Here is a 20,857-nt window from a genome sequence, read left to right on the forward strand (position 1 = left end):
TACAAGATGAGTAAGTTCAATAACGATAAGGTCATGCCTCGCTACTTCGCAATCGCAGTAGTACTCACACTGATTGGTTTTGCCATAATTGGCAAGGCCATGTACATCATGACCGCCAAGAAGGATTATTGGACTCAAGTAGCATCTCGACTGAAGCGCGACAGTGTTACTGTAAAACCGAATCGTGGTAACATATTAAGTTGCGACGGTCAGTTGATGGCCAGTAGCATACCAGAATACAAGGTGTTTATGGACTTTCAAGCCAGCGCAGACGATTCTATCGGCAAGCGTAACCGCGACTCTATCTGGGCAGCCAACATCGACACCATTTGCTACGAGCTGAATCAGATATTCCCACAGAAGTCGGCAGCAGAATTCAAACAACATCTTCTGGAAGGAAAACATAAGGTTCAGAAAAATGGCACAATAGGTTCTCGCCATTGGGACATTCTGCGTCGTCGTATAGACTATAATACATTCTGCGAAGTACACAACCTTCCGATCTTCAAGGAACGTACCTACAAAGGCGGTTTCCATTGGGAAGAATACAACACACGTCGCAAACCATTCGGCACATTGGCGCAACGTACCATCGGCGATGTCTATATAGCTAAAGATAGCGCTAAGAACGGATTGGAGTTATCGTTAGACACCCTGCTTCGTGGAAAGAACGGTTTGATGCACCGTCGTAAGATTCTCAGCAAGTACTTGGATATTCCCGTTCTCTCGCCTGAAGACGGTGTAGATGTTGTGACCACCATCGACGTTAGTATGCAGGACTTAGCAGAACGCGCATTGGTCGACGAGTTGAAGGAAATCAACGGTGAAATGGGCGTTGCCATTCTGATGGAAGTTAAAACCGGTGATGTTAAAGCCATTGTAAACATGACCCGTGGCAATGATGGAAAATATTACGAGATGGTGAATAATGCCATCAGCTACCGTTGCGAGCCAGGTTCTGTATTCAAGGTTGCCTCATTCCTGGTTGCCCTCGACGATGGTGTAATCGACACCACCATGACCATTCCAACCGGATGTGGCGTTATGGAAATGCACGGACGTCCTATGAAAGATCATAACTGGCGACGTGGCGGATACGGCACCATTAATGTTGCCCGTGCTTTGGAAGTCAGCTCGAATATCGGTGTCAGCTACCTCATCGACAAGTATTATGGCCGGAATCCCAGAAAGTATGTTGAAGGTCTATATCGCGTAGGTATCCACGAAGACCTGAAGTTACCATTGGTTGGTTATCATACACCAATGATCCGCATGCCGGACACCAAAACCACCGACAGATCAAAGTATTGGAGCAAGACAACCCTCCCCTGGATGAGTATAGGTTATGAAACCCAGATAGCTCCCATCAACACGGTAGCCTTTTATAATGCCATCGCCAATGATGGCAAGATGATGCAGCCTCGTTTCGTAAAACAACTGATGAAGAACGGCGAAGTCATCAAGGAATTTGAGCCCGTTGTTTTAAAAGAGCGAATTGCCAAACCACAGACCATCAAGACCATGCAGACCATATTGGAGCATGTGGTTAGTCAAGGACTGGGTAAAAAAGCCGGTTCAAGATCATTCAAGGTTGCAGGAAAGACAGGAACTGCGCAAGTTGCCGACCAATATGGCAGCTATCACTCAGGTGTGACACGCTACTGGCTGAGTTTTGCCGGTTTCTTCCCTGCTGACAATCCTCGCTACACCTGTATCGTCTGCTTAAAGAAATCAGGACTACCGGCCTCTGGTGGCGGCATGAGCGGTGTAGTATTCCATCATATCGCCGAAGGCGTCATGGCCCAGAACCTGAAACGTAGCGTCGACGATGCCCGTGACGCCGAATCTGTGCTGACTCCCGATGTCAAGAAAGGCAACAACTCTGCTGCCAACTTCGTTCTGGCAAGTCTGAAAGCGAAAGGCTCTGTTTCCAACAACAGCAATCGTGAGGTTAGCAAAAACGTGGTACCCGATGTTACGGGAATGGGAGCAAAAGATGCTGTATTCCTGTTAGAAAGTCGTCGCATCAAGACACATCTGAAGGGCAGAGGAAAAGTAAAGTCACAAAGCATCCACGCCGGCAGCTCTGTCAAGCAGGGCATGGTGTGCGAACTAATTTTAGATTAATATATATAATAAGGTATAAGAATATGAGATTAAACGAATTACTCAAACATGTAGAAATCCTCAACATCACAGGTGATGCCGGGGTGGAAATAAGTGGAGTAAACATCGATTCCCGCCGCATTGAAAAGGGACATCTATTCGTTGCTATCCCAGGTACAGTAACGGATGGACATAAGTTCATCCCCAAAGCTATTGAATTGGGAGCAGCAGCTGTTTTATGCGAGAAGATACCAGAAAAACTGGCCCCAGAAGTCACATATATACAAGTAGCCTCTACCGAAGACGCTGTCGGAAAGGTTGCCACCCTATTCTATGGCGATCCTTCAAGAAAACTGAAGCTGGTAGGCGTAACGGGTACTAATGGAAAGACAACCATTGCCACCTTATTATATAATATGTTCCGCAAATTCGGACACAAATGTGGTTTACTGTCAACCGTTTGTAACTATATCGAAGACGAAGCTATTCCTGCCGATCATACAACCCCCGACCCCATCGAGCTGAACCGCTTGCTGGCTCAGATGGTCGATGCCGGTTGCGAGTATGCCTTCATGGAGTGTTCTAGTCACGCCATCGCTCAGAAACGCATCGGCGGATTGAAGTTTGCCGGTGGTTTGTTTACCAACCTGACACGCGACCACCTGGACTATCACAAGACCTTCGAGAACTATCGTGATGCCAAGAAAGCATTCTTCGACGGTCTTGAAAAAGATGCCTTTGCCATTACCAATGCCGACGACAAGAATGGTATGGTGATGGTACAGAACTGCAAGGCCAATGTAAAGACATACTCTACTCGTACGATGGCTGATTTCAAGGCAAAGATCATTGAGTGCCATTTTGAGGGAATGTATCTCGACATCAACGGTAAAGAGGTTGGCGTACAATTCATAGGCAAGTTTAATGTCAGCAACCTGCTGGCCGTGTATGGTGCCGCCGTCATGTTAGGCAAGAAACCTGAAGACATCTTACTGATTCTCAGTACTCTGAAAAGTGTCAGCGGCCGACTGGAGCCCATCCACTCACCCGAGGGTTATACCGCCATTGTTGATTATGCTCACACGCCCGATGCCTTGGAGAATGTACTGAATGCCATCCACGAGGTTTTAAATGGCAAAGGTAAAGTTATCACCGTTTGCGGTGCTGGCGGCAACCGTGATAAGGGCAAACGCCCCATCATGGCACAAGAAGCCGTAAAACAGAGCGACAGAGTCATCATTACCTCTGATAACCCACGTTTCGAAGAACCACAGGATATCATCAACGATATGCTGGCCGGACTCGATCAGAAACAAATGAAAAAAGTACTGAGCATTGTTGACCGTCGTGAAGCTATCCGCACTGCCTGCATGCTGGCAGAAAAGGGCGATGTTATCCTGATTGCCGGCAAGGGCCATGAAGACTATCAAGAAATTAAAGGTGTAAAGCACCACTTTGACGACAAAGAAGTAGTCAAGGAAATATTTAATTCATAATACCATCGTTTATGTTATACTATCTGTTCAGATTTCTCGACCAGTACGATATACCTGGATCACACATGTGGGCGTATATTTCATTCCGCTCACTACTCACTCTTATTCTCTCGTTGCTCATCTCGGCATGGTTCGGCGAGAAGTTCATCAAATGGATGAAACGCAGAAGCATCTTTGAGACTGAGCGCGACCCGAGCATCGATCCATTCGGAGTAGAGAAAAAAGGTGTACCAACCATGGGTGGTATCATCATTATAATTAGTATACTGATACCTGTATTGCTGTTCGGACGTATCCGCAATACCTATCTCATACTAATGGTTATCACCACCGTTTGGCTCGGATTCTTAGGTCTCTTGGACGACTACATCAAGATTTTCAGACGCAACAAAGATGGTCTGAAAGGCAAATACAAGATTGTAGGTCAAGTGAGCATTGGTTTCATCGTCGGCTTAACACTCTGGTTAAGTCCAGATGTTGTGGTACGAGAGAACGTGAATGTCAGACAACAGAATCAGGAAATTGTAGTTAAACACAAGAAGGAGGCTGTTAAGTCACTTCACACTACCATTCCCTTTATTAAAAACCACAACCTGAACTACTCGAATGTCATGTCGTTCTGTGGCAAGTATAAAGTAGCTGCAGGCTGGGTACTCTTTGTACTGATGACAATTCTGGTGGTAACTGCGGTATCCAACGGAGCCAACCTGAACGACGGAATGGATGGAATGTGTGCCGGCAACTCCGCAATCATCGGTGTGGCATTGGGTATTCTAGCCTATGTATCGTCGCACATCGGCTATGCATCGTATTTTGACATCATGTACATTCCCCACTCTGAAGAATTGGTTGTATTCCTCTGTGCCTTTATCGGAGCCATGATTGGTTTCCTGTGGTACAACGCCTATCCCGCTCAGGTGTTCATGGGCGATACCGGTTCGCTCACCATCGGTGGAATCATCGGTGTTGCCGCTGTAATCATCCATAAGGAGTTGCTGCTACCCATCCTGTGCGGCATCTTCTTCGTTGAGAGTCTGAGCGTGATTATCCAAACCCAGTGGTTTAAGTTCATGAAACACAAAGGCCAACGTGTGCGCGTGTTCCGTGCTACACCTATCCACGACAATTTCCGTAAGCTCGACACACAGCTCGATGCTACAAGTAGATATATTCTTAAGAGCTGGCCTCATCGTCCGTTCCACGAGTCGAAGATTACTATCCGATTCTGGATTACATCAATTATTCTGGCCGCTATCACCATCATTACATTAAAGATGCGTTAAACAAATATATGAAAAGGATTGTTATATTAGGAGCAGGAGAAAGTGGTGCAGGAGCCGCTGTTCTCGCAAAGAAAGAAGGTTTCGATGTGTTTGTATCAGACATGTCGAAGATTGCCGACAAGTACAAAAAGCTGATGGACGACCACCAGATTGAGTGGGAAGAAGGACATCATACAGAGGAGAAGATTCTGAATGCCGACGAAATCATCAAGAGTCCCGGCATCCCTGATACCGCTCCCATGATTCAGAAGATCATTGCCAAGGGAATCCATATTATCAGCGAGATTGAGTTTGCTGGTCGTTATACCAATTCAAAGATGATCTGTATCACAGGTTCTAATGGTAAGACCACCACTACCTCGCTCATTTATCATATCTTTAAGGAGGCTGGTTACGATGCCGGTTTAGCTGGTAACATCGGAAACTCATTGGCGCTGCAGGTGGCCGAGGATCCACACGAATACTACATCATTGAGCTCAGCTCATTCCAACTCGACAACATGTACGATTTCCGTGCCGATATCGCTATTCTGCTGAATATCACTCCCGACCATCTGGATCGTTACAACTTCGAGATGCAGAATTATGTGGATGCCAAGATGCGTATCATCCAGAACCAGACAGATAAGGATGCCTTCATCTACTGGGCTGACGATCCCATCATCAAGCGCGAATTAGAGAAGTACGATATCCACTCTATCCAGTACCCATTCTCTGAACTGAAGGAGAAGGGCGTGATTGGTTATATCGAGGAGGGCCAGTATAAGATTGAGAAGCCCGAGCCATTCAACATGGAGCAGGAGAGTCTAAGTCTTACAGGCAAGCACAATATCTACAACTCGCTGGCTGCCGGCATTGCTGCCGACATTGCTGGTATCAAGAAGGAAGAGATTCGCAAGAGCCTGAGCGACTTCCCTGGTGTTGAGCACCGCTTGGAAAAGGTTTGCACCGTGCGTGGCGTACAGTATATCAACGACTCAAAGGCCACCAACGTCGATGCCTGCTGGTATGCCCTTGAGGCCATGAAGACCAAGGTGATCCTCATTATCGGTGGTAAGGACAAGGGCAACGATTACGAGCCCATCAAACCACTGGTTAAGGAGAAGTGCTCTGGTATTGTGTACCTGGGGGCCGACAACCAGAAGTTGCACGACAACTTTGACCATTTAGGTATCCCCGTTCGCGACACTCACTCTATGAAGGAGTGTATGGAGGCCTGCTACGAGATGGCTAAGCCAGGCGAAACCGTACTGTTAAGCCCCTGCTGTGCTTCGTTCGACCTCTTTAAGAACATGGAGGACCGTGGTGAGCAGTTTAAGACAATTGCAAGAAGTCTGTAAAGAATGAACAAGAAAATAGGCAACATCTTTAAAGGAGACAAGGTCATCTGGATGGTATTTTTCTTCCTCTGTATGATCAGTATTGTCGAGGTATTCTCTGCCTCGAGTAACCTGACGTATAAGAGCCAGAATTACATGGGTCCGATTGTTTTCCACACCATCACCATCATCCTTGGCGCGGTAGTGGCAGTAGTTACCCTTAACATTCCGTGCCGATACTTCAAACTGATGACGCCTTTCTTGCTTATCATCACAGTTATCCTGCTACTCTGGGTACTTGCCACGGGTGAAAAGACTGGCGATGCCAGCCGATGGATTAATATCTTCGGACTCACCTTCCAGCCCTCAGAGATTGCCAAAGGAACTATCGTATTGGCGACTGCCCAAATTCTTAGTGCTATGCAACGCGAGAACGGAGCTGATAAAAAAGCTTTCAAATATATCCTGTGTATCGTAGTTCCGATAGCATTTCTTATCATGGTCGAAAACCTGTCTACTGCAGCCCTTTTATGTTCAGTAGTCTATCTGATGATGATTATCGGCCGTGTACCTGCTATTCAGTTAATCAAATTAGCAGGCGTTGTCGCTGGTTTAGTTCTTTGCGGACTACTCTTGGTTATGGCTGTTGGAAATGACAACAGTATAGCTGTCGACAAAGCATCCACCGAACAAGTCACAACTGCTCCAAAGGAGAAGAGCAAACTTGAAAAATTGCTGCACCGTGCTGACACTTGGAAATCACGTATCAAGAAATTCTCGAACAAAGAAGAAATAACGCCCGACCAATACGACCTTGACAAGGACGCTCAGGTAGCTCATGCCAACATCGCCATCGTATCGAGCAACATTATTGGCAAAGGCCCTGGGCAGTCGGTAGAACGCGACTTCCTGTCACAGGCATTCTCCGACTTCATCTTTGCCATCGTCATCGAAGAGTTGGGCATTCTCGGCGCCACAGGTGTAGTATTCCTCTATATCGTGCTACTCTATCGCACGGCACGTATCGCCAGTAGGTGTGAGAACAATTTCCCAGCATTTCTAGCCATGGGATTAGCACTGTTACTGGTCATCCAGGCAGCCTTCAATATGCTTGTTGCTGTGGGCATAGCGCCTGTAACAGGTCAACCGCTCCCATTGATCAGTAAAGGTGGTACTTCCACCATTATTAACTGTGCCTACATCGGTGTTATATTAAGTGTTAGCCGTTCAGCGAAAAAAAGGGAGGCAAAAATAGCAGAAAAAGAAATATAATTTGTAATTTTGCACGCAATAAGAAGAATAGATATGGAAGAACTGAGAGTCATCATTAGCGGAGGAGGCACTGGAGGGCATATTTTCCCTGCAGTTTCTATAGCAAATGCCGTCAAGGCGCTTCGTCCCGATGCAAAAATCCTGTTTGTGGGCGCAGTTGGTCGAATGGAGATGCAACGTGTACCGGCTGCAGGCTACGACATTAAAGGTCTGCCCATCTGTGGTTTTGATCGCAAGAATCTTCTGAAGAACTTTAAGGTTCTATATAAGATATGGAAAAGTCAGCGTATGGCTAAACAAATCATCAAAGATTTCAAACCGCAGGTAGCAGTGGGAGTTGGCGGCTATGCCAGCGGCCCTACATTGAATAAAGCTGCCACGATGGGCATTCCATGTCTTATACAAGAGCAGAATTCCTACGCAGGCGTCACCAATAAGCTCTTAGCAAAGAAAGCCGAAAAGATTTGTGTAGCCTACGAGGGCATGGAACGCTTCTTCCCTGCAGAAAAGATAATCCTGACTGGCAACCCTGTTCGTCAGGCCTTACTCGACACCAAGGTCTCACGCGAAGATGCCATCAAGTCATTTCATTTGGATCCTGCCAAGAAAACCATCCTACTGGTAGGCGGCAGTTTAGGAGCACGTACCATCAACGAAAGCGTACTGCAGCACCTCGATCTCATTAAGGCCTCTGATGCCCAATTCGTCTGGCAGACAGGTAAATACTATAGCGCAGAGATAGCAGAGCGAATGAAGGGAGAGCATATCCCCAATCTTGTGATTACCGATTTCATCACAGATATGGGTGCCGCTTACAAGGCTGCCGATCTGGTTATCAGTCGTGCTGGCGCCAGCAGTATATCAGAGTTCTGCCTCATCGGCAAGCCAGTAATCCTTGTACCAAGTCCTAATGTAGCCGAAGACCATCAGACCAAGAACGCTTTGGCTCTGGCTAATCGCGATGCAGCAATCTACGTCAAGGATGCAGAAGCTCCTGCCACACTACTTGAACTGGCCATCAAGACTGTTGCCGACGAGCAGAAGCTCCAGTCGCTCAGCGAGAATGTATTGAAACTTGCACTGCCCAATTCAGCCGACATCATTGCAAAAGAAGTCATCAAACTGGCAGAAAGAAAATAAAGAATTATGGAATTAAAAGACATCAAAGCAGTATATTTTGTAGGAGCCGGTGGCATCGGCATGAGTGCCATCGCCCGCTACTTTATTAAGAAAGGTCTAGTTGTAGCCGGCTACGACAAAACACCATCCGACCTCACTAAGAGACTTGAGACCGAAGGTATGCTCGTCCACTATGAAGAGAATGTAGACGAAATTCCACACGAGTGCAAAAAGAAGGAGTCGTGCCTGATTATCTACACACCTGCCATCCCCGCTGAGCATAAGGAACTCACATTCTTCCGCGAAAATGGCTTTGAAATTCAGAAGCGTGCCCAAGTACTTGGCACACTCACAAAGAGCCACAAAGGTCTTTGTGTAGCAGGAACCCATGGTAAAACCACAACCTCTACTATGTGTGCTCACATCATGCATCAGAGCCATCTGGACTGTAACGCCTTCCTTGGGGGTATCTCCAAGAATTATGGCACCAACTATATCCTGTCTGACTCGGACTACGTTGTAATCGAAGCCGATGAGTTTGACCGCTCTTTCCACTGGCTCCGTCCCTGGATGAGCGTCATCACATCTACTGATCCCGATCACTTGGATATCTATGGAACTAAAGAGGCTTATCTGGAAAGCTTCCGTCACTATACAGAACTTATTCAGCCAGGTGGCGCGCTTATTATCCATCGCGACTTGGAGATGAAAGAGAACATCCAGCCAGATGTTCATCGCTATGACTATAGCCTCGACGAAGGTGATTTTCACGCAGAGAACATCCACATTGAGAATGGCGAGATAACCTTCGATTTCATTTCTCCTATCGAGAGTATCAAAGGCATACAGTTAGGTCAGCCCGTACCTATCAATATCGAAAATGGAATCGCAGCAATGGCTATGGCACAACTTAATGGTTGCACAGCCGAAGAATTGAAGTATGGCATGCAGACCTATGGAGGTGTTGACCGTCGTTTTGACTTCAAAATCAAAACCAGTAAGATGGTTTTCCTAAGCGACTATGCACATCATCCCAAAGAAATCTATCAGAGCGCTAAGAGCATCCGTGAGCTGTATAAGGACAAGCATATCACTGCCATTTTCCAGCCACATCTCTATACTCGTACCCGCGATTTCTACAAGGATTTCGCTGATGCGCTGAGCCAGCTCGACGAAGTTATCCTAACCGAGATTTATCCAGCACGCGAATTACCCATTGATGGTGTCACTTCTCAACTCATCTATGATAACCTGAAGCCTGGTGTCAAGAAAGAGATGATTCAAAAGACCGACGTTCTCGACTACATCAAGAGTCACGACTTCGAAGTGCTGATTGTACTTGGTGCAGGCGACCTCGACAATCAAGTCCCTCAAATCACCAAGATTCTCAATGAGAAAATGTAATCTTCTTTGAATAGACAGCCCATGACTTTTAATTGGAGACAAACCCTCATCGTAGCCTGCAACGTGCTCGTTGGCATCTACCTGATCCTCGCTATCACTGCATTCAATGACCCCGACGAGGCCATGGCCAAAACGTGCACAGAGGTAAAAATCGACATCGAAAAGGAGTCGATGGAGGGTTTCTTGAATCCTAATGAAGTCAAGAAGATGCTTACACAGCAAAGAATATATCCACTATTACAACCCATGAACACGATCTCTCCCAGAAAGATGGAAGAGACCCTCCAGAAGAGTCCGTTTGTCGAGAAAGCCGAGTGCTATAAAACATTAAGCGGACACGTATGCATCAGTATCAAGCAGCGAATTCCCGTTATCCGTATTATGGGCGACAATGGTGACAATTACTATCTTGACAATCATGGCAACATTATGCCCGAGGCAGGTTACGCCACAGATATCCTGATAGCCACAGGTCACATCACCAAAAGATATGCCCAGAACACCCTGTCGAAGATTGCCAATCACATCGTCAGCAATAGCTTCTGGCGCAACCAGACAGTACAGCTCAATATATTGGCAAACGGTACACTTGAGATGGTGCCACGCGTAGGTGACCATATTGTCTACCTTGGTTCTCCAACCAACATCGACACCAAACTTGAGCGTCTACGCAAGTTTTATATCTATGGTCTGAACAAGGCGGGGTGGAATAAATACAACTATATCAACGTGGAATTCAACAACCAGATTATATGCAAAAGAAACAACAGATAAATCATTTATAAAAGATGGCAGCAAAGGAATTTATTGTAGCAATTGAACTCGGTTCATCCAAAGTAACCGGAATCGCAGGACAGAAGAATCTCGACGGCAGCATCAACGTACTCGCTGTTGTCAAAGAAGAGTCTTCTTCGTTCATCCGAAAAGGTGTGGTTTACAATATCGACAAAACCGCACAATGCCTAACCAGCATCATTAAGAAGCTGGAGAATCAGCTCAAGACACAAATCACACAAGTTTACGTTGGTGTGGGAGGGCAGTCTATCAGGAGTGTAAAGAACGTAGTTACCAAAGACCTGCCGGAAGAAACCATTATCACTCAGGATATGATCATAGAACTGATGGATGCAAACCGAAATATGACCTATCAGGATCAGGAAATCCTCGATGCTGCCGTACAGGAATACAAAGTAGGAGCACAGTTTCAACTGGATCCTGTAGGTATCCAGGCTACACATCTTGAAGGTCACTTTTTGAACATTTTAGAGCGCAAAGCCTTCTATCGCAACCTGAATGTATGTTTTGAAACTGCCGGTATCAATGTTGCCGAAATGTATCTAGCACCATTAGCTTTGGCCGACAGTGTACTGACAGAAGTTGAAAAGCGTTCAGGTTGTGCACTTGTCGATCTGGGTTCCGACACTACCACCGTATCTGTTTTCTCTAAGAACATCTTGCGCCACCTTGCTGTTATTCCTCTCGGAAGTAACAATATCACTAAGGATATCGCCACCCTCCAGATGGAAGAGAGCGATGCTGAGAAGATGAAATTAAAATATGGCTCTGCCTATACCGACAACAACGAAATTGATAACGATCTGAAGTATTCCATCGACCCCGAGCGCCAGGTAGAGAGCCGAAAGTTCGTAGAGATTGTCGAGGGACGTTTGGAAGAAATTATCGAAAATGTCTGGTATCAGATTCCATCTGAATATTACGATAAACTGTTGGGCGGCATCATCCTGACTGGTGGTGGTTCAAACATGAAGAACATTGAGAAGGCCTTCATGAATCACACCCATGTTGACAAGATCCGCATCGCTAAGTTCGTTTCGCAGACTATCAACACAAACAATGAGGAGATTAAGTCGCGTAATGGTATGATGAACACAGTTTTAGGTCTTTTGGCAAAAGGTGATATCAACTGCGCCGGCGATGCCTACGACCCCAACGGCAATTTGTTCCCCGAGCTCAATAAAACCACGAATCATCCTATTAGCGATCAGCGCCCAGCCCGCCAGACGACCGACCTTCCAGCCGGTGTTATACGCACTGAGGCCGAGAAACAGAAGGCAGAAGAGGAGCGCCGTCGTCAGCAGGAAGAGGAAGAGCGTGCACGACAGGAAGAAGAGCGTCGCCAGCAAGAGGAAGAAGCACGTATCCGCAAGGAGAATAGCACTTGGAGCAAGTTCAAGAAAGGTCTCTTGAAATTTGGTAAGTCGATTGTCGAAGAAGAAGATTAAAAACAAAGAAGATTATGGAGAACAATATGAATATGGATATTCTGGACTTCGGTTCACCGGAGAAGGAACATAGCATCATCAAGGTGATTGGTGTTGGAGGCGGTGGCGGCAACGCTGTTAACCACATGTATCGTGAAGGCATTCACGATGTAACATTCGTGCTTTGCAACACCGATAATCAAGCACTAAACGATTCGCCTGTACCCGTTCATCTCCAGTTGGGTAAGGAAGGACTTGGGGCAGGCAACAAACCAGAAAAGGCACGTCAAGCAGCCGAAGAGAGTATTGAGGACATCCGATCGATGTTGAACGATGGCACTCGTATGGCATTCATCACAGCAGGTATGGGTGGTGGAACGGGAACTGGCGCAGCTCCTGTCATTGCACGTGTTTCCAAAGAATTAGGCATTCTTACGGTTGGCATTGTCACCATTCCCTTCCGTTTCGAGGGCGATCGCAAAATTGACCAGGCACTCGACGGTGTTGAAGAAATGTCAAAGCATGTAGATGCGTTACTGGTCATCAATAACGAACGTCTCCGCGAAATCTATCCAGAGCTATCTGTACTCGATGCCTTTGGCAAGGCAGACGACACACTGAGTATCGCCGCCAAGTCAATTGCAGAGATTATCACCGTTCATGGTCTGATCAACCTCGACTTCAACGACGTAAAGACCGTTCTTAAGGATGGTGGAGTAGCCATCATGTCAACAGGTTATGGCGAAGGCGAAGGCCGTGTAAAGAAAGCTATTGAAGACGCTTTGAATTCGCCATTACTCAATGATAATGACATCTTCAATTCCAAGAAAATTCTGCTCTCCATCTCATTTGCAGGTTCTAAGGATGGTCAGTCATCGCTCATGATGGAGGAGATGAACGACGTGAACGACTTTATGGCAAAGTTCGGCAACGACTTCGAAATCAAGTGGGGACTTGCCACCGATCTTGAATTGGGCAAAAAGGTTAAGGTTACGATTCTTGCTACAGGATTCGGTATTGAGAATGTCGACGGCATGAACGGGCACCTCAAAAAGCACAGTCAGGAGGACATCAACCGCATCGCAGCCGAACAGGAAAAAGCAGCTGAACGTCAAGATCGCCGTAATCGCTACTATGGTGGAGAAGGTGCTACCAAGCGCTATAAGCGTCGTCCAAACATCTATCTGTTCCGCCCAGAGGATCTTGACAACGATGATGTCATCTCAGCAGTAGAACAGACACCAACCTATAAGCGTACACGCGAAATACTGGACAGCATCAATTCACAAGCTAGTATTATCGACGAGGTTGTAAACATCGATGAACCTTCACAGGATATACACGAACCCATTCAGGGAACTATCAAGTTTATGTAAATCAGCACCTTATTGATATAAGGCTTTTAATACCTCTATCGACTTCATTTCTGGAAAATCCGGCAGATGGAGTCGATAATATTTTAGAGATATCTCCAACAGGCGATTGCGCTCCTGGTGCGACATTCTGAACAAATGCATCGTAGGAAAATCCATGCGCATTATCAACTGCACCTTCTGTGCCTCTTCCGGATGCAAAAAGTCACGATGCACTGGCGGATTCCTTACAAATACACTCTCTCGCAAATCGAAATAATCGCCATTCGCATAGTCGTCCATATTGGGATAAAACCCCAAGAAGCGTGTTAACCTCAACAAGAATACCAGATGAAAGTTAGAAAAACGCGACTGCTGACCATCTAACCAAAGTATACTAGTTTCAAGATAGTCATAGAGAGGTTCGTTACGCTGCTCTGACCGTAACGCATAATACAAAAACTCAGCCACAAATAAGGAGATGGCCAACTTATCCGGATCAAAAGGGATAGAGAAAAACGGGCTCATCAACCTCACATCGTTCAACTTCTGCAACTGTATATTAGGTCGCATATCAGTTTCGATTTCTAACAAGGTTAGAGGCTGAAAGAATTGTTTTTTCATTTTTCCTTTCGAAGTCTTTGGTATGCTAACAATAAACGCCAGTCTACCAAACGATCTGGTAAACATATCTACAATCAATCTCGTCTCGCCATACCTGATGGCATGCAGCACAACAGCCTGAGTTTTCGTCAACATACGGTGCAAAGGTAATAAGAAACTTTGAGCTTTGAACTTTGAACTTTGAACTTTTTCAGAGCATTTGGTTAATAATTATTAAATTTAGCCATAAAATTCAAAGTTCAAAGCTCAAAGTTCAAAAAAAGCAGTATCTTTGCACCCGCATTTTACGCGATGGTCCCTTCGTCTATCGGTTAGGACGAGAGATTTTCATTCTCTAAAGAGGAGTTCGACTCTCCTAGGGACTACAAAATTTAAATCTGTCATCTGCACAGCCATGTGCTACCAACCAGTAAGGATGGGATAAGGTGACGGAGGGTTCGCAAGAACCCGCCCAGGGCAGCCTTAACGACGTAAGACCCATAAGCTTTATATTAACAATTTTAATTTCATTAAAAACATGGCAAATCACAAGTCATCAGTGAAGAGAATCCGTCAGGAGAAGAAAAGAGCACTTCACAATCACTACTACGCAAAGACTATGCGTAACGCAGTTCGCAAGCTCCGTGCTACAACAAACAAGGAAGAGGCTGTAGCTCTGTTCCCCAAGGTACAGAAGATGCTGGACAAGCTGGCTAAGACCAACGTTATCCACAAGAACAAGGCCGCAAACCTGAAGTCAAGCCTTGCACTGCACGTTAACAAGCTGGGATAATATTTACCCAACAATAAGTACAAGCCGTAACCCCAAGAGGGTTGCGGCTTTCTTTTTTCAGTTTTTTAGCAGATAAACTATGTTTATCTGAACTTTTTTTTGTACCTTTGCAACCAAAATGGTAAATTTCGAGAATTGAAAAATTGAAGAATTAAAATAATGACAGAAGAACAACTGAACCAAGAACAAAACTACTCCGCGAGTAACATTCAGGTACTCGAGGGTTTGGAAGCTGTACGTAAGCGCCCTGCTATGTACATTGGCGATATCAGTGAGAAGGGTCTCCACCATCTGGTAAACGAAACCGTTGATAACTCTATCGACGAGGCCATGGCTGGCTATTGTACCCACATCGAGGTAACCATCAACGAGGATAACTCAATCACCGTTCAGGACAATGGTCGTGGTATCCCTGTAGATGAGCACGAGAAGATGCACAAGAGCGCCCTCGAGGTGGTTATGACAGTACTCCACGCCGGTGGTAAGTTCGATAAGGGCTCATACAAGGTATCAGGAGGTCTGCATGGTGTAGGTGTAAGCTGTGTAAACGCGCTCTCTACCCACATGATGTCGCAGGTATTCCGCAACGGTCACATCTACCAGCAGGAGTACGAGAAGGGTAAGCCCCTCTACGACGTAAAGATTGTAGGCGATACCGATAAGACCGGTACCCGCCAGCAGTTCTGGCCCGACGGCAGCATTTTCACTACTACCGAATATAAGTACGACATCATCGCTAAGCGTATGCGCGAGCTGGCTTATCTTAATGCCGGTATCACCATCACTCTTACCGACCTGCGTCCTGATGAGGAGGGTAACCTCCGTCAGCCCGAGGTATTCCATGCCAAGGAGGGACTCAAGGAGTTCGTTCGCTACGTCGATCGTCACCGCACCTCAATCATCGGCGATCCTATCTGCCTGAAGACCGAGAAAGATGGTGTACCCATTGAGGTTGCCCTGCTGTACAACAGCGATTATTCAGAGAATATCCACTCTTACGTTAACAATATCAACACCATCGAGGGTGGTACCCACCTGACTGGTTTCCGCATCGCCCTGGCCCGTACACTTAAGAAGTATGCCGACGAGGATGATCAGCTGCGCAAGCAGATTGAGAAGGCCAAGATCGAGGTAGCCCAGGACGACTTCCGCGAGGGTCTTACCGCCATCATCTCTGTAAAGGTAGCTGAGCCTCAGTTCGAGGGTCAGACCAAGACCAAGCTTGGTAACAGCGAGGTGAACGGTGCCGTACAGAAGGCCGTAGGCGAGGCAATGACCAACTACCTGGAGGAGAACCCCAAAGAGGCTCATACCATCTGCGAGAAGGTTATTCTGGCCGCTACAGCACGTATTGCAGCCCGCAAGGCCCGCGAGAGTGTACAGCGTAAGAATCCTATGACTGGTGGTGGTCTGCCTGGTAAGCTGGCCGACTGCTCAAACAAGGATCCTAAGGAGTGTGAGATTTTCCTCGTCGAGGGTGACTCGGCCGGTGGTTCTGCCAAGCAGGGTCGCGACCGTCACTTCCAGGCCATTCTGCCTCTGCGTGGTAAGATTCTGAATGTAGAAAAGGTACAGTGGCACCGTGTGTTCGAAGCCGAGTCGGTTATGAACATTATCCAGAGTATCGGTGTACGCTTCGGCGTTGACGGCGAGGACTCAAAGGATGCCAATATTGATAAGTTGCGGTACGATAAGATTATCATCATGACCGACGCCGACGTCGATGGTTCTCACATCGACACACTGATCATGACACTCTTCTATCGCTTCATGCCACAGGTTATCCAGGGCGGTCACCTTTACATCGCTACCCCACCACTCTACAAGTGTACTTATAAGAAGACCTCAGAGTACTGCTACACCGAGCAGCAGCGCCAGGCATTCATCGATAAGTATGTAGCTGGTAACGGCGACGACAAGGGCCTGCACACCCAGCGTTACAAAGGTCTTGGTGAGATGAACCCAGAGCAGCTTTGGGAGACTACCATGAACCCAGAGAACCGCTTGCTCAAGCAGGTTACCATCGAGAACGCTGCCGAGGCCGACGAGATCTTCTCAATGCTGATGGGCGACGATGTAGAACCACGCCGCGAGTTCATAGAGAAGAACGCCACATACGCCAATATCGACGCATAATATCACGTTATAAAATAAAACCCTACGCATTCCCGCTTCACACCTTGGAGCGGGAATGCTGGCATATTACCTGCAGGGCAGAGTGTATGCCGATATGGGCGAGGCACCACAAGCTCTACAAGCATACTATACCGCCATCGAAAATGCAGATACTACAAGTAGTGATTGCGACTACAACACCCTGATACCTATCTATGGTCAGATGTCTCAATTATTTCATCAGCAGTCTTGAAGTTGCGCTCGGGTGACAGATCGTTGTTCATCTCAAGGGTCAACAGCATATAATAATGCTTCACATAGTCGACACAATTATCCGCCTGTCCTTTAAGTTGGGCCAGTTCTTTTCGAGCTAAGTCACGATTATGCCGATGATCAATCTTGTCGAGCTCGTGGTAATAATATTTGTTGCCGGTATAATGACAACCCGATAAGAGTATGATGACCAACAGCGCCATCGAGCCTAATAAATATATTCTTTTCACTATTTTCTAATTTGTGTTTGGGATGGTGAGGATGAAGCGGCAGCCGAAGTGGTAGGTGGTGTCGAGGATGACATCACCGCCGAGGTTCTGGGCGTGGCGCTTGGCAAGCGGCAGACCCAAGCCGAGACCTTCAGAGAGGTCGTCGACCTTGGTAAAGAACTTAAACAGGTGCTCTACTTCGGCCTCAGGGATACCGTTACCCTGATCCTGAACCACAAAGTTAACCATAGCCTCATCGACCGAAACATGCAACTCAACATGCTTTCCGTCGGAATACTTAGCGGCGTTGTACAGCAGCTCCAACAACGCATGAATAAAATAGGTGCGGTTGGTAAGCACACTGAAATCGTCGGCCAGTTGCGACTGAATGCAGATACTGACATCAGGATAGCGCTGGCGCACTACATCTGCAGCCTGGTGGGCAGCTTGCACGCACGGCAGCGTGTCGGTTTTATCGCAATTCATCTCCTCGTTCAGACCAGAATCAGAGCTATCGAACAGCATCTGCACCATGCGGTTAAGCTGGGTGGCATTATGATTCATGGTGTCGGTAACATTCTTCAGGTCGTCGTCCGACAGGTTTCCGCTACCAGCATCGCTCAACACCTGAGCAAAACCCATAATGATATTCAGCGGTGTACGTATCTGGTGGGTAACGTTCTGTATAAAAATGGTCTTCTGGCGGTCGGCCTCTTGAGCCATACGGGTAGCCTGCAGCAGCTCCTCGTTGCGCTGGCGAGCCTGATCGCTCACAAAGCGCACACTCTTCATATGGTAGTTCAGCGATTCCAGCATCTGTGCAAAGCTGTTCTGCAAACGGCCTATCACATCGATACGTGTGGTGCGAGGAATAGTAACATCCATATTACCTGCTGCAATGCTCTGGGTTTTATCCAGCAGTTCGTGCAGCGGACGAATGGTATGCGCCATAGCACGATGACTGAGCAGGATAATAACCAACAAACCAAGCACCAGCAGCGATAGCACGATATACGTCAAACGATGGTAACCAGCCATCACATCGCTATCCGGACACACAATGGCCAAGCTCCACGTGGTGCCAGGCACGGGCTGGTAGCACACAATACAATCGGCACCACCCATATTAACCATCATATTACCCTGCCTACCACTGGTCATCTCATGGCCCAGTACTATCTGGTCGGCCTGTTTACGGGTGTCGGTTCCCGTAAAAATGGTTTGCTTAAAGAGCTGTGTTGAATCGGGATGTACAAAATAACGGCCATGCTCATCAAGCAACATGAAATAGGAATGGGGATAGGGTTTCATAGCCGACATTTCGTGCGAGAGTTGCAACAGCGACAGGTCGGTAGAAATCACACCTACAAACGTGCCATCGGCCGTATGGAGGGGTTTGCAATAGGATGCCAGCATACCATCGAGAGTGAGCTGTAACGAATCCACCTCATCGTAGTAAGCCACCCAACAGGCATCATTCTGCTGGCAAGGTGTTTTATACCATACCTTATTAAAGTATTCGTAAGGTTCTTCGATGACGGTGCTCACGGAGTCGGCCTTACGAACCGAATAGGCAGAGAAATAACGGCCATATTGGGGGAACATATCAGGCTGAGCGCTGATAGAGCAGCCGTCGATATGAGGATTGAGACTAACGATGCGGTTGGCGAAATACAACAACGAATCGGGCATAAAGGCTTGTTCTACCTGCCACAGGTTGGCATTGGTAGCCGTCTCGATTGTCAGGAAATGCCGGTTAAGCTGCTGCATGGCGGCATTCAGTACGCTGCTGGCATGCCCGATGGCCTCTTTACGAATCATTTTTCGCGACTGGGTGAACAGCACGCCCAGCGAGATGACAAAGATGGGGGCAGCCAGAATCAGGAGTGCCACGCTGAGTTTGGTTGAGAACGACTTGCGGATATTAATCATGATCGGGCCTCCTTTCTCATTTCGTCATCCGACATTGATATCAGATTCTTCAGCAATTCAGTGATGGTCTTACCCTTCTTTTGGATATCGCTTACCAACTGTGCCGTATTACGATCAGACTGACTGCAGAGCTGCTGCACATTCCGTTCAATGGCATCGGCAGGCTCCATCATCTGGTTAGTCATGTTATGCAGGAACGAGGTTTTCATACGGTCAGCCTTCTTAGCATGATCGTAAGCCTGTCGCAAACCTTCGCAGCGCGAATACAGGGTATTCTTCAGATTCTCCAGTTCTTCTATCTGGGTTGTCAGCGAGCGTTGCATCAGCTGGAAGTTATCCTGCAAACGTCCCACCTCATCTATATGGCGGCTATTAGGGATGGGCTCGCTGAAGTTGCCCTCGGCTATGTGCTGCGCCTGGGCCGTAAGCATGAGCAGAGGTTTCAAGCGGCTCTTGATAACAGCATGACTAAGCAAATACATGAGCAGTAATCCCACAATGCTGATGGCCAACACGTAGTATCTCAAGTTATTGTAATCGCCAAAGATATCGCGTTCGGGATAAATAATGCCTGCACTCCACCCTAGATGACCGATAGTACGCCCACGCACACTGCTACGGCTGAAGGGTTTGAAAAACACATAGAAGATGTTATCCCACAAACGGAATGCACGATAGTCTGTTTCGCCAGACATCATGGCCTGCACAGCCTCACTAAGTCCTGCGTCGGCATTAGCCTTCGATATCTCGATAGCCGACTGCTGCATGAGTTCTTCAGCATCGGGGTGAACAATAAAGTTACCTAAACTGTCAAGCAGCACACAGAACGAGTTCTCAGATGGTTTGGCCTGTGCCACAATACGGGAGAGCAGGCCTATCGACACATCAACGCCAATAGTCCCCACAGGCTTACCTGCCTGATTATGCACAGGCAGACTAAAACAGATGAGCGGCTCATGCCCTTCTTGGACAGGTTTAACAGACCACTTCGACTCTGTTAACGAACTATCGCCAAATGCGATGGTGCAATCGGACACGTATGGGTTACTATCAATCAGTTTGCGGCGATATAATTCCAATGCCTCAGGATTGTTGATATGAGGTGCCAGACTATAATATACATTACCTGCCGTTTGCTCTACACTCAGCAGGATATTATCGATATTCTGCACGGTGGCATCGAGCGTCTGGGTAACACGGGCTAAGGTTTCCTCTTTAACTTTCTTGCGCGAGTAGAGCAACATGACCACCAATGAGGCTATGAGCAGAACGGCCATAGCCGAGACGGCCATCAGACTGATCTTGACTGACAGTTTCCCTTTGATTAATCTAGTTAGCTTAGTCATACTTACTTACATA

Annotated in this window: 17 protein-coding genes and 1 tRNA gene; 14 read left to right on the forward strand and 4 right to left on the reverse strand. The window is 47.0% G+C overall.

Annotated elements, in window-relative coordinates; all coding sequences use genetic code 11:
• Positions 1-6: 6 nt before the first annotated feature.
• The 10 genes from T495_RS0101625 to ftsZ are packed head-to-tail and all read left to right on the forward strand — an operon-like array spanning position 7 to position 13,597.
• A complete protein-coding gene (locus tag T495_RS0101625) occupies positions 7-2,127 on the forward strand; it encodes a penicillin-binding protein (RefSeq protein ID WP_033147361.1) in 2,121 nt (706 codons plus the stop codon).
• A gap of 23 nt (positions 2,128-2,150) precedes the next feature.
• A complete protein-coding gene (locus T495_RS0101630) occupies positions 2,151-3,602 on the forward strand; it encodes a UDP-N-acetylmuramoyl-L-alanyl-D-glutamate--2,6-diaminopimelate ligase (RefSeq protein WP_033147362.1) in 1,452 nt (483 codons plus the stop codon).
• Between the two features lie 11 nt (positions 3,603-3,613).
• Positions 3,614-4,885, forward strand: a complete 1,272-nt coding sequence (locus T495_RS0101635; protein WP_028903021.1) for a phospho-N-acetylmuramoyl-pentapeptide-transferase — start codon at positions 3,614-3,616, stop codon at positions 4,883-4,885.
• 8 nt (positions 4,886-4,893) lie between these two features.
• Positions 4,894-6,225, forward strand: coding sequence for a UDP-N-acetylmuramoyl-L-alanine--D-glutamate ligase (gene murD, locus T495_RS0101640; protein WP_028903020.1), 1,332 nt, complete (start codon positions 4,894-4,896; stop codon positions 6,223-6,225).
• 3 nt (positions 6,226-6,228) lie between these two features.
• Positions 6,229-7,476, forward strand: a complete 1,248-nt coding sequence (locus T495_RS0101645) for an FtsW/RodA/SpoVE family cell cycle protein (protein WP_028903019.1) — start codon at positions 6,229-6,231, stop codon at positions 7,474-7,476.
• A gap of 33 nt (positions 7,477-7,509) precedes the next feature.
• Positions 7,510-8,616 (forward strand): undecaprenyldiphospho-muramoylpentapeptide beta-N-acetylglucosaminyltransferase, encoded by a 1,107-nt coding sequence (murG, locus tag T495_RS0101650; protein ID WP_197018803.1) that lies wholly within the window; start codon positions 7,510-7,512, stop codon positions 8,614-8,616.
• Positions 8,617-8,622: 6 nt separating this feature from the next.
• A complete protein-coding gene (murC, locus tag T495_RS0101655; protein WP_028903017.1) occupies positions 8,623-9,999 on the forward strand; it encodes a UDP-N-acetylmuramate--L-alanine ligase in 1,377 nt (458 codons plus the stop codon).
• Positions 10,000-10,020: 21 nt separating this feature from the next.
• Positions 10,021-10,773, forward strand: a complete 753-nt coding sequence (locus T495_RS0101660) for a cell division protein FtsQ/DivIB (protein ID WP_028903016.1) — start codon at positions 10,021-10,023, stop codon at positions 10,771-10,773.
• 14 nt (positions 10,774-10,787) lie between these two features.
• Entirely contained in the window at positions 10,788-12,242 is a 1,455-nt protein-coding gene (ftsA, locus tag T495_RS0101665; protein ID WP_028903015.1) for a cell division protein FtsA, read from the forward strand.
• Between the two features lie 14 nt (positions 12,243-12,256).
• Positions 12,257-13,597, forward strand: a complete 1,341-nt coding sequence (gene ftsZ, locus T495_RS0101670) for a cell division protein FtsZ (RefSeq protein WP_033147363.1) — start codon at positions 12,257-12,259, stop codon at positions 13,595-13,597.
• 9 nt (positions 13,598-13,606) lie between these two features.
• On the opposite strand, the gene recO is transcribed toward ftsZ, so the two are convergent.
• A complete protein-coding gene (recO, locus tag T495_RS0101675; protein WP_033147364.1) occupies positions 13,607-14,332 on the reverse strand; it encodes a DNA repair protein RecO in 726 nt (241 codons plus the stop codon).
• Positions 14,333-14,490: 158 nt separating this feature from the next.
• Between recO and T495_RS15725 the strand changes: the two genes are divergently transcribed.
• The 4 genes from T495_RS15725 to T495_RS16005 all read left to right on the forward strand — a co-directional run bounded on the left by T495_RS15725 (position 14,491) and on the right by T495_RS16005 (position 17,337).
• Positions 14,491-14,562, forward strand: a tRNA-Glu gene (locus T495_RS15725).
• Between the two features lie 152 nt (positions 14,563-14,714).
• Positions 14,715-14,969, forward strand: a complete 255-nt coding sequence (gene rpsT / locus T495_RS0101680) for a 30S ribosomal protein S20 (RefSeq protein WP_013065333.1) — start codon at positions 14,715-14,717, stop codon at positions 14,967-14,969.
• Positions 14,970-15,128: 159 nt separating this feature from the next.
• Positions 15,129-17,105 carry a DNA topoisomerase (ATP-hydrolyzing) subunit B gene (gene gyrB / locus T495_RS0101685; protein ID WP_013063082.1) on the forward strand — a complete coding sequence of 659 codons (1,977 nt, stop codon included), beginning with the start codon at positions 15,129-15,131 and terminating at the stop codon, positions 17,103-17,105.
• A 55-nt stretch (positions 17,106-17,160) separates the two neighbouring features.
• The gene (locus T495_RS16005) at positions 17,161-17,337 is read left to right on the forward strand and encodes a hypothetical protein (RefSeq protein ID WP_197020319.1); all 177 of its coding nucleotides are present in this window, start codon (positions 17,161-17,163) and stop codon (positions 17,335-17,337) included.
• Here the strand turns inward: T495_RS16005 and T495_RS0101690 are convergent.
• From T495_RS0101690 to T495_RS0101700, 3 genes are read right to left on the reverse strand one after another with little or no spacing between them, the layout of a single operon-like run.
• Positions 17,294-17,587 (reverse strand): hypothetical protein, encoded by a 294-nt coding sequence (locus T495_RS0101690; RefSeq protein ID WP_155993384.1) that lies wholly within the window; start codon positions 17,585-17,587, stop codon positions 17,294-17,296. The two genes, T495_RS16005 and T495_RS0101690, sit on opposite strands and share 44 nt — an antisense overlap.
• Positions 17,588-17,593: 6 nt before the next feature.
• The gene (locus tag T495_RS0101695) at positions 17,594-19,498 is read right to left on the reverse strand and encodes an ATP-binding protein (RefSeq protein WP_033147366.1); all 1,905 of its coding nucleotides are present in this window, start codon (positions 19,496-19,498) and stop codon (positions 17,594-17,596) included.
• Positions 19,495-20,844, reverse strand: a complete 1,350-nt coding sequence (locus tag T495_RS0101700; protein WP_033147367.1) for a HAMP domain-containing protein — start codon at positions 20,842-20,844, stop codon at positions 19,495-19,497. Before T495_RS0101700 ends, T495_RS0101695 begins: the two co-directional genes overlap by 4 nt.
• Between the last annotated feature and the right edge of the window lie 13 nt (positions 20,845-20,857).

The sequence above is a fragment of the Prevotella sp. P6B1 genome (assembly GCF_000702825.1).
Lineage (GTDB): Bacteria > Bacteroidota > Bacteroidia > Bacteroidales > Bacteroidaceae > Prevotella.